The sequence below is a fragment of the Marinobacter sp. genome (genome assembly GCF_965229985.1).
GTDB lineage: Bacteria > Pseudomonadota > Gammaproteobacteria > Pseudomonadales > Oleiphilaceae > Marinobacter.
In genome coordinates this window covers 1,886,791-1,899,829 of the sequence record NZ_OZ245935.1, presented here as the reverse complement: position 1 = coordinate 1,899,829, position 13,039 = coordinate 1,886,791, and the positions used below count along the sequence as shown (strand labels likewise).

Genomic DNA, 13,039 nt, shown 5'->3' with positions numbered 1-13,039 from the left:
GATCACCTCAATCGGGTTTCGCAATGTGTTGAACTACACTGCAAAGCTTCTACCCGGGCGGTGATAGTCTCAATTACCTGTGAGGTAATGGTTCCGCCTACCCTCAGCTACGATAATGGCTGAACACTCGGAATTTACGGGAAACCCAATGAGCGCCTTCGGAACGCTGTTCAGAGAAATGCGGCAGGGCAAGCGCCTGAGCCAGATGGATTTTGCCCTGGCGTGTGAGGTGTCGCCGAAACACATCAGCTTTATGGAAACCGGCCGCAGCAAGCCCAGCAAAGGCATGGTTCTGCATTTAGCGCAGATGCTACAGGCAGACCTGGCCGGCACCAATCGGCTCTTGTCGGCGGCGGGATACAGCCAGGTCTATTCCGACCAGGATCTGAACGCGCCTGGCATGGCCATGATCAGGGAGGCGCTTGGGCACCTGTTGCAGGGACACCTGCCTTACCCGGCGGTGGTGTTCGACCACGAGTATTATCTGGTGATGGCCAACCAGGCCATGCAGGCGATGATGGCGAGGATGATCGAGCTGGGGGCCCAGTTTCCGGCCCGGCCGAACTTCTTGCTGTCGCTGCTGGATGAACACGGCATGAAACCCTTCGTGGGTGATTGGGAGAATATTGCCTGCCACATGCTGCAACGCGTCTACCATGAGCATCTTGCCGGTCCCTTCCGGGATCAGCCCAACCGATTGCTGGAGCAGGCTCTGACCGTACCCGGTGTTCCTGAGAACTGGAAAAGCCACGTGCTGGAACACCTGGACTACCCGGCGATTCCTTTCACGCTGAATCTGGGGGATCAGCAGCTCAGGATCTTTTCCACCATCGCAACTATCGGCACGCCGCTGGATGTGACTGCTCAGAATTTGCGGATTGAGCATTTCTTTCCGATGGATGAGGCCAGCAAGGCGTATTGGAAGGGATGAAGCCAATTTCTGCTCTGAAGTCACAGCCGCTACCGGTTACAATGGCGTATCTTTATACTTAGAAGAGAGCCTTATGCCAATCGAAAAGAACCAAGTCGTCCTGTTTCATTACAGCGTACGCGATGAACAAGACAACGTTGTTGAAAACTCCCATGGCGGCGAGCCGAACGCCTATCTGCATGGTCATGGCGGCATTATCAAGGGCCTGGAAGAAGCCCTGGAAGGTTGCGATGCTGGCGATACATTCAGTGTTACCGTCACTCCGGATAAGGCCTACGGGCCGCGCAAGGCAGATGCCATCCAGCGGGTTCCGATCAAGCATTTGATGGGTGCCAAACGCTGGAAGGCGGGCATGGTCGCCCAGGTTCAGACCGAGCAGGGCCCTCGCCACGTGGTTGTTGCCAAGGTAGGCCACAAGTTTGCCGATGTAGACACCAACCATCCGATGGCCGGAAGAACCCTGACGTTCGATATTGAAATTATTGACGTACGCGCGGCCACCTCGGAAGAGCTGTCCCACGGCCACGCCCATGGCCCCGGTGGGCACCATCACTAAGCGTTCGGTTTGATCGATTCAGTCCGCCAGTTTCGCCTGATGGTGCAGAGCGAACTTGAATCGATGTTGTTGTCGGGGTTGAATTCATGCGCCTTCCCACGCATGTCTGTGGTATGAAGCATTCATAGTGCCGCATTTTCTCCAGATGATTTTCACGGCAACGGGGGGAGGCATGGAGACGCGAAGATTCGGAAACACCGACATTCAGGTAACACCGGTCGGGCTTGGTACCTGGGCCATCGGCGGCTGGATGTGGGGCGGAACGGACGAAGCCCAGTCCATTGAGACTATTCACCGAGCTATTGATAAAGGTATCGGTCTGATCGATACGGCACCGGTTTACGGTTTCGGGCGCTCCGAGGAAATAGTGGGCAAGGCCCTAGCCGATGGCCGGCGAGATCAGGTTGCCCTGGCCACCAAAGTAGCTCTGAACTGGAACGGTGATCACGACAAAGTCTGGCGGGATTCTACTGCCTCACGCATCGAGCGGGAGGTCGAGGATTCTCTGAAACGCCTTCAGACCGACCGGATCGATATTTATCAGGTTCACTGGCCCGATCCGAAGACGCCCATGGAGGAAACTGCCCGGGCGCTGGAAAAGCTGTACCAGGCGGGGAAAATTCGCGCCATTGGCGTCAGTAATTTTGCGCCGTCCCAGATGGATGAGCTGCAAAAAAATGTGCCTCTTCACAGTTTGCAGCCCCCGTATAACCTGTTTGAGCGCGATATCGAGCAGGAAATTCTTCCGTATTGCCGGGAAAACGGTATTGCCACCATCACCTACGGCGGGCTTTGTCGCGGTTTGCTGACCGGCAAAATGCGGGAAGACACCCAGTTCACCGGTGATGATCTGCGCAAGAATGACCCGAAGTTTCAGGGTGAGCGCTATCGCCAATACCTGAACGCGGTGGCTGAGCTGGATGCGTTCGCCAAAGAGCGCTATCAGAAAAATGTACTGGCCTTGGCACTTCGCTGGCTGGTGGACCAGCCAGGCGTCACAACCGCACTTTGGGGCGCCAGACGGCCTGACCAGCTGGATCCGGTGGACGAGATCGACGGCTGGTCTCTCGACAAGGATGCGATGGCCGAAATCGATGGCATTCTGGAACGGTGCATAACTGATCCCGTTGGGCCCGAGTTCATGGCGCCGCCGACTCGGTAAACTTCCGCCATGGCCGGGTTCTTTGCAGCGGTGAGTGCACTGACTGCTGGGAGCCCGGTGGCTACTTCGCGCTTAGCCAGCATTCGTGTTGGCACATCCTGACTTTCGCTGTACCTTTTTAGCTGCCGCAATCACTTTTTCATCTGTCGGGTAAAGCGCAGTGTTTAAAAGGTCAAGGAAAGCCGTGTATCCCTTTATGTTGTTTGCGTGGCTTCTGACGGTTGCAAGCTCTGGCCACGCAAAGATCTATAAATGGGTGGATGAGGACGGAAAGGTTCACTTCAGTGACCGACAGGACCACAGGGTTGAGCAGGAAGTGGTCAACGTTAAGCCGGGTGCCTCAGAATGGTCACGTTTTGAAATCGATATCAAAACGGTTGATGTTGAGCTGAGTGACGAGGAACACCAGCAAATCGTTGAAGGCGTTAACAACGTCTATGAGTTTTTTGATCGGGTGATGTCCTTTGATATGCACAGGACGGTGCCGGTCAACATTCTGATCCTCAAGGACAGCGCGACATACCGGAACTACCTCGTTCGTCGGGACGGGGGCATGGCTGTTGCTTCCTATGGGGTTTACATACCCTCCGAACACCAGATCGTCGTCTATGTGCGCAAAAACAGAAGCCTCACCTTCAAAACAATCAAGCACGAAGTGAGTCATGCGGTTGTTGATTCCATCGTTCCGTATTCGCCTGCCTGGTTGAATGAGGGGCTGGCCGAGCAGATGGAAATGCTGCAGCGGGATGAATCGGGTTTGTACTTTGAACGCCACCACGAGAACCGGTGGGTTGTTGATCAAGCCCGTGAGCAGGGTCGTCTCACGGCCATCGACCAGTTGTTGAAACTGTCCAGCAATAACTGGCGACACTCCGACTTTTCGGGGCGAAGCAGCCTGCGGGCCCAGTCTGGACAGTTCGTTTATTTCCTGCTTTCCAAACCGACCAGCCGTAACTTTGTGGTGCGGCTGATGCACAACTTTAACCGGGGAGATCGCACCCTCTCGTATTATCTGGTGGATGATAATTACATCGGTGGTGTAACCATGCTGGCTCTGGACTGGCGGCGGTGGTTGCATGATCAGGGGGATGGTGTCGTTCGGTTGTAGCGGTCTGCCGCAGTTCGGGCACGAATTGCAGGCTTACCTGTCCTAGTCTGGTGTAATGGCAATCTCGTACATTTTCCTGGACATTGAATTGTGCGTGAGTAATTGCCCTGATAAATCGCGATAAGAGGATTGGATATGCCTCAGCTTCGTTTTGCCTATCTCGTTTGTTTCGCTGTTCTTGCTGCTTTTCTCGCCGCCTCTGCTGCGCAGGCCCATCACGGTTGGGCGTGGGCAACCGACGAGGAGTTTGAAATCACCGGTGTCATTCAGTCTGTGCGTCTTGGTAATCCCCATGGCGAGGTCACCATCAGCGTGGATGGAGAGGATTGGGTTGTGGAAGTCGGCCAGCCCTGGCGTAACGACCGCGTTGGGCTCACAAAAGAGATGTTGAGCCAGGGCAGGGAAATCACCGTGCATGGTCATCGCTCTGCCCGAGAAGGCGAGCGCCTGGTCAAGGCTGAGCGGGTTGTGATCGACGGCAAGGACTACGATCTGTATCCGGGCCGTAAGTCCTGATTCCGGGGATGTTTGAGCAAGCACTGGTTTCAGTCGAAAATCTGGCCTTTGTCTCAGCCCTGCGCAACTCTACATTGATGTACCCGGTGGTAAACGCCGGGCATATTCTCGGGGTTTCGTTGCTGGTTGGTGGCATTGTGCCTCTGGATTTGCGGTTGATTGGTTTCTGGCGCACATACCCCGTGATGGTGTTTGTCGATGTGCTGCGCATAACGGCAGCAGTTGGTCTGGCGCTGGCGGTTATCTGCGGAGCGCTCTTGTTCGCCACCGCGGCCCCGGATTACGCCAGATCCCCGCTGTTCCAGGCTAAAATTGCGCTTGTCTTGCTGGGCGTGTTGAACGCGTTGACTCTGGGGCGGGTAATGACACGCCGGGACATACGGAGCCTGCCGATGGAGTCACCCATGCCTTTGGACCTCAGGGCAGGGGGCTTGCTTTCGTTGGTAGTCTGGATCAGCGTACTGATTCTCGGCAGGTTACTGGGGTATTTCTGACCTTGCGTTGATGCCCGTCGCCAGCAACTCCTGCAACATGCTGTAGCTCAGCCCCCAGATACAGGCACCTTGATAGCGGCAACAGGGCATGTTCAGCGTGCCGATGGGCGTAGGCCAGGGAAGCTGGCTCTGGTTCTCGCCGGCGGCGAGGTAGTCCAGAGGGACCCAGACCACCCGCTCGACTTCATGGTTGAGCAACACGGCCTTGGGCCCCTGCCATTCAAACACATAAGGGGTGACAACCATCGGGCGCCAACGGCTGTGATGGCGGGTTATCAGGTCGGATAGCCGCGCTAGATAGCGGCCATGGCGGTTGAGTTCAATGCCGGTTTCTTCCAGTGTTTCCCGCTCGGCGGCAGCCCGGGCAGACCTATCTTCGGGTTGCAGCCGGCCGCCGGGGAAGGCCATGTCGCCGGACCAGGGATCACCCTCCCGTCGGGCCCGCTGAATGAAGAGCAACTCCTTTCCCCCGCTTTCCGTTGTTCTGACGATCAGCGCGACGGATGCTCGAGCGAATCGGCGTCGAAACGGTATTTTGTGAGGGCGCAAATGGCTTACCCAGGACTTAGGACGCACGAAAAACTGTCCTCTGCTGATTGATGACTATAGTTAAACACATCCTGTATTCGCCGGGTGTATGCATTGCGACCTCGCTGCCATAGGTTCTGGAAATGAAACCGTTTTTATTGATCATTATTTACCTCGGTGCTGTTACCTTGCCATTGATCTTGTCCGCCGTGGTTGGAGGGCCGCCGCGCGAATGGCACCAGGAACTTGCATCCGGACTTGGCATTCTCGCCTTTTCGATGATCCTCATGGAATTCATTCTGTCCGGCCGTTTTAAGGTCATTTCCAACGGCGTGGGCATGGATGTGACCATGCGGTTTCACCAGATCATGGCCCGCACCGCGCTGGTCTTTGCGCTTGTCCATCCCTTTCTCTATCAGGGGACGCCCTCAGGGGGCCCACGCCCGTGGGATCCTACCCGTCAATTGACGCTTTCGACGGATGTTTCGGCGTTATTATCCGGCATCGGCGCCTTCGTGCTTCTCCCAAGCCTTGTGCTGCTGGCCATAGGGCGTACCCAGCTCGACTATAAATACGAAACTTGGCGCCTTATGCATGGAGTTGGCGCGTTCCTGATTGCACTGCTTCTGTTGCACCACACGGTCTTTGGCGGGCGCTACGGGGCGGAGCCTGTGATGAGCTGGGTGTGGCTGGTTATGACGGTAATCGCTGTCGGATCACTACTGATGGTTTACCTGCTGGTTCCTCTTCGTCAAAAGGCGCACCCGTGGCGTGTGAATTCGGTAGTTCAGTTAACGCAAAAGCAATGGGAATTGACCGTGACGCCAGAAGGTCATCGGGGCCTGGATTACAAAGCCGGCCAGTTTGTGTGGCTGAATGTAGGACACAGCCCTTTTTCGATGAAAGAAAACCCATTCTCGATTTCCTCAGCGCCTGCAGCCAGGCCAAAGCTATCCTTCATGATCAAAGAGCTCGGCGACTTCACGCGAACCATAGGTCAGATAAAAGCTGGCACTGTGGCCTATCTCGACGGGCCCTATGGCAATCTTTCGGTGGAGGGTCGCACGGAACCGGGAGTCGCTCTCATTGCAGGTGGTGTCGGCCTCTCTCCGTTGCTGGGCATCCTCCGACAAATGCGTCTGACCGGCGATTCGCGCAAGGTAAAGGTGATCTATGGAAATCGGGTGATCGACCAGATTGCCTGTCGTGATGAATTGGATGAAGAAGATGTCGTCTATGTGCTCTCAGAACCACCAGAAACCTGGCGAGGAGAGACGGGCGTTATCGATGGAGGGCTGATCAATCGGGTTTTTTCGGAGGAAGAGTTCCGCGAATGGATTTTCGTGATGTGTGGTCCGGCGATCATGATGGATGTCGTTGAAGATCAGCTGGTCAAGCGGGGCACACCCGGTCATCGCATCCTGTCGGAGCGGTTCCAGTATGACTAATCCAATCAGACGCTTGAGCCAGCGACAGCAGGTTTCTTTGACCATCTGGGTTGTGAACATCACGATAGGCGTGACGCTTCTCGTTTTCGTATTGCGCTAATTCATGTCGATTGAGTCTTGAGGAGGCCAAGTGACCTTTGAACACATCGTTCAGATAAACGACGTGACCAAGCCAGAGATACCGATGCTGACCCGATTCCAGGTATGGGAAGGCCTCGTGCTCCGAGCCCGGCGCCCGGACAAATTCCTGGTAGGTGTTGACGATTACGAGATTCTCGAACAGGAGCCGGCCTACATGAAGCGTTGCCTGCAGCTCCCGGGGCTACAGGTGATTGACGAAGTTACGTTTTGGCATGAGGCGAGGATCGAATATCGAACCCAGCCAACTCAGACCGTTCCGGCAGCAACCCTTGTCATGGATATTGAGGAGCCGGAACCCGAATCGCTTTTTGTTCGGTTCCGGTATCACACGGCGAGCATCGAGAATCGCGGTGATTCAATGCCCTATGATCAGTATCTCCACGAGGCGTATGTGGCCACAGATGTAGAAACCATTCAGATCATACGGCAATTGGCGGAGACGGGTGTTTTCTGAGATCTAGTCAATCCGGTTTTCATCACCCAGATAGGAAGTGAGAAGTCCATGAAATTTCTGATCGTCGGCATTTTCGTTATTGTCGTTGGATTTCTGATCTGGCGAGCCAAAAAGAACATTGATCCGAAAGAACAGGCCTGTGCCAGGGAAATTGGTCAGTTGCTTAAATCGAATCCGAATGCCGAACCGCAGTTCATCGCCAACGTTTTCGAGAAGCACAACATCCCCCGATCCCGCTGCAAGAGTATCGGTCGAATGGTGATGCCGCAGTTGGCAAAGCAGGGCCTTGAGCCGGATGATGCACGGATTGCCATGGAGAGGGTTAGGGCTGCGTATTCACGGGTTTCCTAGCGGTGGTGCTTGCCGAACAGGGCTCGTAGCTCATCCTTGGCGGCCTCCAGCCGGTCTTTTTGTTCTGCTGGCAGTTGTTTGCCCGCACGATTGATGTAGAACGTCAGCATAGACATCGCGGACCGGTAAGGGTCCGATTTGCGCCGGGTGCTCTCTTCAGCAGACTTTTTAAGTGACAGGGCGATTTCCCTGGGATCTTTTAGGGAGAATACGCACTGCTCAAGCTTCAAGGCATCGCTGGATTCAGTTACTTTCTGCGACCAGTTTTCGGCCTTAGCCATGCTCCACCTCCGCCAGTTGCCCGAGTGCGGTTTTCTAAAAGCCTTCAGCCCTCTGCTCAAGGCTAGTTAGAGGCTTTGTTGCTGCCGGGGCCGAATAGGCTACTGTTTATGGTAGTAGGAGCAATCAACATTGTCATTGCCTGATTCTGGAGTGTGTTCATGCAGCCAAAGGAAATTGTGGCTCAGTTCATCGAAAACATCCGCGCCCAGCGGTTGGATGAAGCCAAGGACCTGCTTGCCGACGAGGGCTTTGAATATGTGGGACCAAATATGCGTTTCCTCAGCCGGGATGACATGTTGGCCTATCAGTTCGGTATGTTTGCCATTCAGAAAGACCTTGTTCTACGACAACTGAGTGCCGAGGGTGAGCACGTGTTTGCGATCCTGGATTACCGGACCTACTTCGAGCCAATCGGAGATGTGCGCCTGGCAATCTGGTTTCGTGTGGGAGAGGAAAAAATCCAGTGCGTTGAAACTTTCTACAACGCGGCGGTAATCGAAAACATGTTGGGCGGGAGTCTGCCCGCCGCTGATTAAGCGTTTCAAAGCTCCGGGCTCATTCCTCAATGACGTCCCGTTCAAGCCCCAGAAGCAAGGCCAAACCCGCGGCCATCAGCAGGCGGACGATCATGTCCAGTGGTGGGATTTCGCTCTCTAACATGCTTGATCTCCTGTGGACAATCCAACCCGGTTTGAACGGCCCAGCCACCCGCTAGACTTTTGGTCCCTTGCCGCGGAAGACATTCACGATCAGTGACACGACCAGCAGTACCAAGAAGATGAAAAAAAGTATCTTCGCAAAGCCGGCGGCCGTTCCTGCGATACCTCCAAAACCAAGAACACCCGCAATGATTGCAATTACCAGACAGACGATAGCCCAATAGAGCATTTTCTATCCTCCTTTCGAGAGCTGTCTTTCAACCGTGGCACGCGGATGGTGTATGCGCAAATTTCAGGCGTGTTTGTGAAAGGATAGTAACGGGGCATCCATCAGAGCTCGATAAACCGAGGCATAACCATCAGCCCCACACCCACGGCCAGCATCTCCCAGGCGCTGCTGGCCAGATAGGGATAAAGAATCATGGCAATTCCGCAGTATCGGGTGACGATGTTTTTTCTGCGCCGCCCGTACATGAAATACCCGAAGCCGATGCAGCCGAACAGTAGCGACAGGAAGATGTCAGCGGTTTCCATGCAGTGAAGTCCTCCGGTGAGTTTGTTCGCATAGACTGATACTAGCGCAAGCAGAATCAGGACGGGGCTACACGTGATCTTTAGGAACCGAACAATTTTTCGCCATTTAGGGTATGATGAAGGGCCAATGTTGGTAATCAAGCCAACGTTAACCTGGATATCATTATGAGCAAGAAGCCCGAAAAAGTGACGTTAACGTCTGCAACGATTGAAGAGCAGACCGCTGCCTTTTTGAAGTCCGGCGGGTCTGTTGAATACGTGGGCAAGGGTAAAAGCGGGCAGGTTGCCTATCAGGGGTCGAAGCAGATTAACCTGAAAAAGTAACAGGCAAAGGCGGATCCACGCTCCGACTTCGAGCTATGCATTGCCCTTCAAGGAATAGGCATCGGTCGTTTCCAAGGGTGACATAGTGCGAGCCAGAGGTACTTCAGGTACCAGATGCCTGATGTGTAGTTCTCGCGATCCTTTGTCGCCAGTAGCTTGATGAGATCGAAATGGTTGGTGAAGGCTTCACTTGGGGGCTTCACAAACACCGGTCTTCCCCTGATGTGAGACATGATGGATTTGGCCACATGGGCATAGGCCCAGGGCGTTGAGGTATTGGTGTCAAGCACGCCTGGTGCCAGAAGGAAGAGGTTGGGCGCGTCGGCAGAGAGGAAGCCGGAGTAGCAGCGACTACCAATCTCGTTAAGGTTCTTCGCCTTGTTGATGGCTTCGAGGCCAAGAAACCCGAAATCAACGCCATACCCGGTGCCCCAGAGCAGCAGATCCGTTTCCAGCTCTTCCCCGTTTGACAGCTCAATGGTGTTGCCGCAGAGCGAGCGCACTTCTCCCCGATGTCGCTCAATGTCTGCAAAGTGAATGAGCATCCCTGGCCGGCCAGGGATGAGCTGGTCGCGGCGGATGTCGAAATCGCCCTCCGGCATTATTCCGGTTATACCCGCTTTCGCGTACCTCGCCCGAAGATCCTTGTTAGTCAATCGATGTATCAGACCGGCGGGCAGGCAGAGCATCTGGTACCTGGCCAGGACTCGCATGTCGATTCCAAGGTGCTTGATTCGTCGCGTTGGTCGCATCCACTTGGTGGATCGATAGATCCACGCAACACGGTCTGCACCGTGAGCGAAGCAGAGATCCAGCAGATCGTAAGCAGACGCGCCACCTCCCACCACGGTCACCCGTTTGCCTCGCAACTCCTCGGGATCGCGCAAGGCGGAAGAGTGATATTCGGTGATTGAAGAATTGAACCTTGCGACTTGCGGTACGGTGGGGCGATTGTGCCCACCAGTGGCGGCAATGAGCCATTTCGCTTGGTGTGTTCCAGTGTTGGTGAATATCTGCCAGCCACTTTCGTTCGGCAGTGCGCTTGTGACGGTCGCATTCAGGTGGATATACGGAGATAGCCCAAAGCGCTCCACCCAGGCTTCAATGTTGCCCAGTATGTTGCGCTGGTCCTCCCCGGCAAGGGGCAGGCTGCCAAGTGTCCAGTCTTCCTTGCGGAACTGAATGTCCTGCCAGTAAGGGAGGTCCCGCCATAAGCCACCGATGCAGTCACCGCGCTCCAGAAGAATGACATTCAGCCCGGCGTCTTTGGCGTATTTCAAGCAGATGATGCCGCCGATGCCCCCGCCGACGATAACCAGATCAAGGTCTTCATTGGTGTTCATGGGGTGCTCCTGCAAATGCGGTGGCATCCCGAAGAGGGTAGGGGTGATCGACGCATTGCGTTCAATTTTTAAACTACACCCTCCCGGTGCCCAGTGCCAATGTTCCTCACTCCCCTGGCCAAAAGCGGCTAACAGTTCCGCCATAGTCCTTAAACGGTCTAATAACCCGCTGGTGTTCCCCTTGAAATGGCGCAGGATGAAGAGTGGAGTCCTTCGGGGCAAGGAGATAGCTATGACTCAGTTGCAGCAAGGAACGATAGACACCTTCAGGGGGCTGTTTGGTGGCCCTGTGTTTGAACCGACAGATGCGGGGTATCACGAGGCCCGCCAGATATGGAATGCGATGATTGATCGGAAACCGGCGCTGATTGCCCAGTGCCATTCGGCGGAGGATGTGGTGACCGCGGTTAATTTCGGGCGGGACCAGTCGATGCTGGTCTCGATCAAGGGCGGTGGCCACAACATCGCGGGCAACGCTGTGTGCGACGACGGTTTGATGATCGATCTGTCGCAAATGAAGGACGTAGAGGTGGATGTTGAAAACCGGAGAGCCTTCGTTGGGCCGGGTTGCACACTGGCAGACTTTGACGCGGCTGCACAAATGCATGGGTTGGCCACGCCGCTGGGGATCAATTCCACCACAGGCGTGGCAGGCCTGACCCTGGGCGGCGGCTTTGGTTGGCTCAGCCGAAAACATGGCATGACCGTTGATAACCTGATCTCCGCCGATATGGTGACCGCCAATGGCCGCCAGACTCGCGCCAGTGCTACAGAGAATCCAGACCTCTTCTGGGGCACTCGGGGTGGTGGTGGCAATTTCGGTGTAGTCACCCGGTTTGAGTTCCAGCTACATCCGGTGGGGCCTGAGCTGTTGAGTGGCTTGATGGTATTTCCCTTCGATCAGGCCAAGTCGGTATTGACGCAGTTTGCACGTTTCACGGAAACCATGCCCGACGAACTCAATGTGTGGCTGGTGATTCGGCATGCGCCTCCGTTACCTTTCCTGCCTGAGTCGGTTCATGGCGAGCCCATTGTCGCCCTGGCGATTTGCTACGCGGGGAACCCGGAAGTGGGCGAGAAGCTGATCGCACCCTTACGTTCGTTTGGTGAAGCGCACGGCGAGCATGTTGGCGTTCAGCCCTACGCCAACTGGCAGCAGGCGTTTGACCCGCTGCTGGCGGACGGAGCGAGGAATTACTGGAAGTCCCACAACTTTGTGAAGCTGACCGACGATGTGGTCCGGGTTGCGTTGGAATTCGGGGAGAAGCTGCCATCGCCCCACTGCGAGATTTTTATTGCCTCGATCGGCGGCCAGACCGGGCGCGTGGCGCATGACGCCATGGCCTATTCCAGTCGCGACGCAAACTACGTGATGAATGTTCATGGACGCTGGGAGACACCCGGGGAAGATGAGCATTGCCGCCAGTGGGCGCGCGCGTTCTTTGAGGCTGCCAAGCCCTATGCCAGTGGTGGCGCATATATCAATTTTCTTTCACACGACGAGACGGAGCGGGTCGAGTTTGCCTACGGCGACGCCTACAAGCGATTAATGGAGGTCAAACAGAAGTATGACCCGGAGAATCTGTTCCGGGTGAATCAGAACATTCGGCCGGGCTAGAGTTCGTTCACTAGAGCAGACTCGATCTGATCATGTCGAACGTGTCCAGAATCCTCGCAACAAACTGGTCCTTTGGTCGGAAGCTGCTTTGGGTGTGGAGCGTAATGTCTCTCTGCAGATGATCAAGCAGTTTGTGCAGTCGCCTTCGGTGTAAACCCACCGCAGCCTGGATGGGGTCAAAGATCATGCCGGATAAAGCCGCAAACGCAGCCAGTGCGGCCATGACGGCAAACAATACGCCGGCGGTTGTTGCCAATGAAGGCTCCGGTGGAAATACGCTGTAGTACCAGCCACTTAAGCACGCAGGCGAGTGCATAGACCGGCGCCCACAGCAAATTGATCGGTGCCCGAAGCATGCCCCATCCAAGTGCCATCCGATTGGTTGATATAGCGCCTGGATAATGAAAATGTCGGTCGATGAATGCCGGGATCCGGGCCCGACAATCGTCAAAGTAGCGCTCGACGGCTAAACGGATTGCCTGCTCTACCTGGGCTTCGGAAACGGTTTGGTCCTGCGTTTCGGGCATGGTTGGTCACTTGGATGAAAGTGACTGATAGAGTGTCATCGGGCAAAGCGACGTGCAATGGCA

19 protein-coding genes are annotated in these 13,039 nt (G+C 55.3%); 12 read left to right on the top strand and 7 right to left on the bottom strand.

The features are described from left to right. Nucleotides 1-148 precede the first annotated feature (148 nt). The 6 genes from ACO06L_RS08725 (at nt 149) to ACO06L_RS08700 (ending at nt 4,767) form a co-directional block, all read left to right on the top strand. On the top strand, nt 149-931 hold the full coding sequence (locus ACO06L_RS08725) for a helix-turn-helix domain-containing protein (RefSeq protein ID WP_202348284.1): 783 nt from the start codon (nt 149-151) through the stop codon (nt 929-931). A gap of 73 nt (nt 932-1,004) precedes the next feature. Next, the gene (locus ACO06L_RS08720; protein ID WP_202348285.1) at nt 1,005-1,487 is read left to right on the top strand and encodes an FKBP-type peptidyl-prolyl cis-trans isomerase; all 483 of its coding nucleotides are present in this window, start codon (nt 1,005-1,007) and stop codon (nt 1,485-1,487) included. Nucleotides 1,488-1,659: 172 nt separating this feature from the next. Then, nucleotides 1,660-2,649, top strand: coding sequence for an aldo/keto reductase (locus ACO06L_RS08715; RefSeq protein ID WP_202348286.1), 990 nt, complete (start codon nt 1,660-1,662; stop codon nt 2,647-2,649). Between the two features lie 196 nt (nt 2,650-2,845). Continuing rightward, nucleotides 2,846-3,757 (top strand): DUF4124 domain-containing protein, encoded by a 912-nt coding sequence (locus ACO06L_RS08710; RefSeq protein ID WP_202348352.1) that lies wholly within the window; start codon nt 2,846-2,848, stop codon nt 3,755-3,757. A 135-nt stretch (nt 3,758-3,892) separates the two neighbouring features. Next, nucleotides 3,893-4,273 (top strand): DUF6152 family protein, encoded by a 381-nt coding sequence (locus tag ACO06L_RS08705; protein WP_064227755.1) that lies wholly within the window; start codon nt 3,893-3,895, stop codon nt 4,271-4,273. 8 nt (nt 4,274-4,281) lie between these two features. Then, nucleotides 4,282-4,767 (top strand): hypothetical protein, encoded by a 486-nt coding sequence (locus ACO06L_RS08700; RefSeq protein WP_064227756.1) that lies wholly within the window; start codon nt 4,282-4,284, stop codon nt 4,765-4,767. Here ACO06L_RS08700 and ACO06L_RS08695 read toward each other — a convergent pair. Beyond that, nucleotides 4,750-5,343, bottom strand: a complete 594-nt coding sequence (locus ACO06L_RS08695) for an NUDIX hydrolase (RefSeq protein ID WP_421845561.1) — start codon at nt 5,341-5,343, stop codon at nt 4,750-4,752. The genes ACO06L_RS08700 and ACO06L_RS08695 overlap by 18 nt on opposite strands. Nucleotides 5,344-5,438: 95 nt before the next feature. Here ACO06L_RS08695 and ACO06L_RS08690 point away from each other — a divergent pair, with 95 nt between their 5' ends. From ACO06L_RS08690 to ACO06L_RS08680, 3 genes are all read left to right on the top strand, one after another. Beyond that, entirely contained in the window at nt 5,439-6,743 is a 1,305-nt protein-coding gene (locus ACO06L_RS08690; RefSeq protein ID WP_421845559.1) for a ferric reductase-like transmembrane domain-containing protein, read from the top strand. A 130-nt stretch (nt 6,744-6,873) separates the two neighbouring features. Beyond that, nucleotides 6,874-7,338 (top strand): AtaL-like protein, encoded by a 465-nt coding sequence (locus ACO06L_RS08685; RefSeq protein ID WP_064227759.1) that lies wholly within the window; start codon nt 6,874-6,876, stop codon nt 7,336-7,338. A 48-nt stretch (nt 7,339-7,386) separates the two neighbouring features. After that, nucleotides 7,387-7,689, top strand: a complete 303-nt coding sequence (locus ACO06L_RS08680; protein ID WP_064227760.1) for a hypothetical protein — start codon at nt 7,387-7,389, stop codon at nt 7,687-7,689. Here the strand turns inward: ACO06L_RS08680 and ACO06L_RS08675 are convergent. After that, a complete protein-coding gene (locus ACO06L_RS08675; RefSeq protein WP_202348289.1) occupies nt 7,686-7,970 on the bottom strand; it encodes a DUF3175 domain-containing protein in 285 nt (94 codons plus the stop codon). The genes ACO06L_RS08680 and ACO06L_RS08675 overlap by 4 nt on opposite strands. 159 nt (nt 7,971-8,129) lie before the next feature. Between ACO06L_RS08675 and ACO06L_RS08670 the strand changes: the two genes are divergently transcribed. Continuing rightward, entirely contained in the window at nt 8,130-8,507 is a 378-nt protein-coding gene (locus tag ACO06L_RS08670) for a nuclear transport factor 2 family protein (RefSeq protein WP_064227762.1), read from the top strand. 175 nt (nt 8,508-8,682) lie between these two features. Here ACO06L_RS08670 and ACO06L_RS08665 read toward each other — a convergent pair whose 3' ends face one another. Together ACO06L_RS08665 and ACO06L_RS08660 are read right to left on the bottom strand one after the other, a co-directional pair. Next, the gene (locus ACO06L_RS08665; RefSeq protein WP_014578073.1) at nt 8,683-8,859 is read right to left on the bottom strand and encodes a DUF1328 domain-containing protein; all 177 of its coding nucleotides are present in this window, start codon (nt 8,857-8,859) and stop codon (nt 8,683-8,685) included. 101 nt (nt 8,860-8,960) lie between these two features. Next, nucleotides 8,961-9,164, bottom strand: a complete 204-nt coding sequence (locus tag ACO06L_RS08660) for a hypothetical protein (RefSeq protein ID WP_064227763.1) — start codon at nt 9,162-9,164, stop codon at nt 8,961-8,963. Between the two features lie 165 nt (nt 9,165-9,329). Here ACO06L_RS08660 and ACO06L_RS08655 point away from each other — a divergent pair, with 165 nt between their 5' ends. Continuing rightward, nucleotides 9,330-9,488, top strand: a complete 159-nt coding sequence (locus ACO06L_RS08655; protein WP_162841249.1) for a hypothetical protein — start codon at nt 9,330-9,332, stop codon at nt 9,486-9,488. A 47-nt stretch (nt 9,489-9,535) separates the two neighbouring features. Here the strand turns inward: ACO06L_RS08655 and ACO06L_RS08650 are convergent, their stop codons facing one another. Beyond that, nucleotides 9,536-10,831, bottom strand: a complete 1,296-nt coding sequence (locus tag ACO06L_RS08650; protein ID WP_064227764.1) for an NAD(P)-binding domain-containing protein — start codon at nt 10,829-10,831, stop codon at nt 9,536-9,538. A 232-nt stretch (nt 10,832-11,063) separates the two neighbouring features. Between ACO06L_RS08650 and ACO06L_RS08645 the strand changes: the two genes are divergently transcribed. Next, on the top strand, nt 11,064-12,449 hold the full coding sequence (locus ACO06L_RS08645) for an FAD-binding oxidoreductase (RefSeq protein ID WP_064227765.1): 1,386 nt from the start codon (nt 11,064-11,066) through the stop codon (nt 12,447-12,449). 10 nt (nt 12,450-12,459) lie between these two features. On the opposite strand, the gene ACO06L_RS08640 is transcribed toward ACO06L_RS08645, so the two are convergent. Continuing rightward, entirely contained in the window at nt 12,460-12,684 is a 225-nt protein-coding gene (locus tag ACO06L_RS08640) for a DUF6635 family protein (protein ID WP_320407649.1), read from the bottom strand. Beyond that, the gene (locus ACO06L_RS08635) at nt 12,626-12,976 is read right to left on the bottom strand and encodes a DUF6635 family protein (RefSeq protein ID WP_227716101.1); all 351 of its coding nucleotides are present in this window, start codon (nt 12,974-12,976) and stop codon (nt 12,626-12,628) included. The genes ACO06L_RS08640 and ACO06L_RS08635 overlap by 59 nt, the downstream gene beginning before the upstream one ends. Nucleotides 12,977-13,039 lie beyond the last annotated feature (63 nt).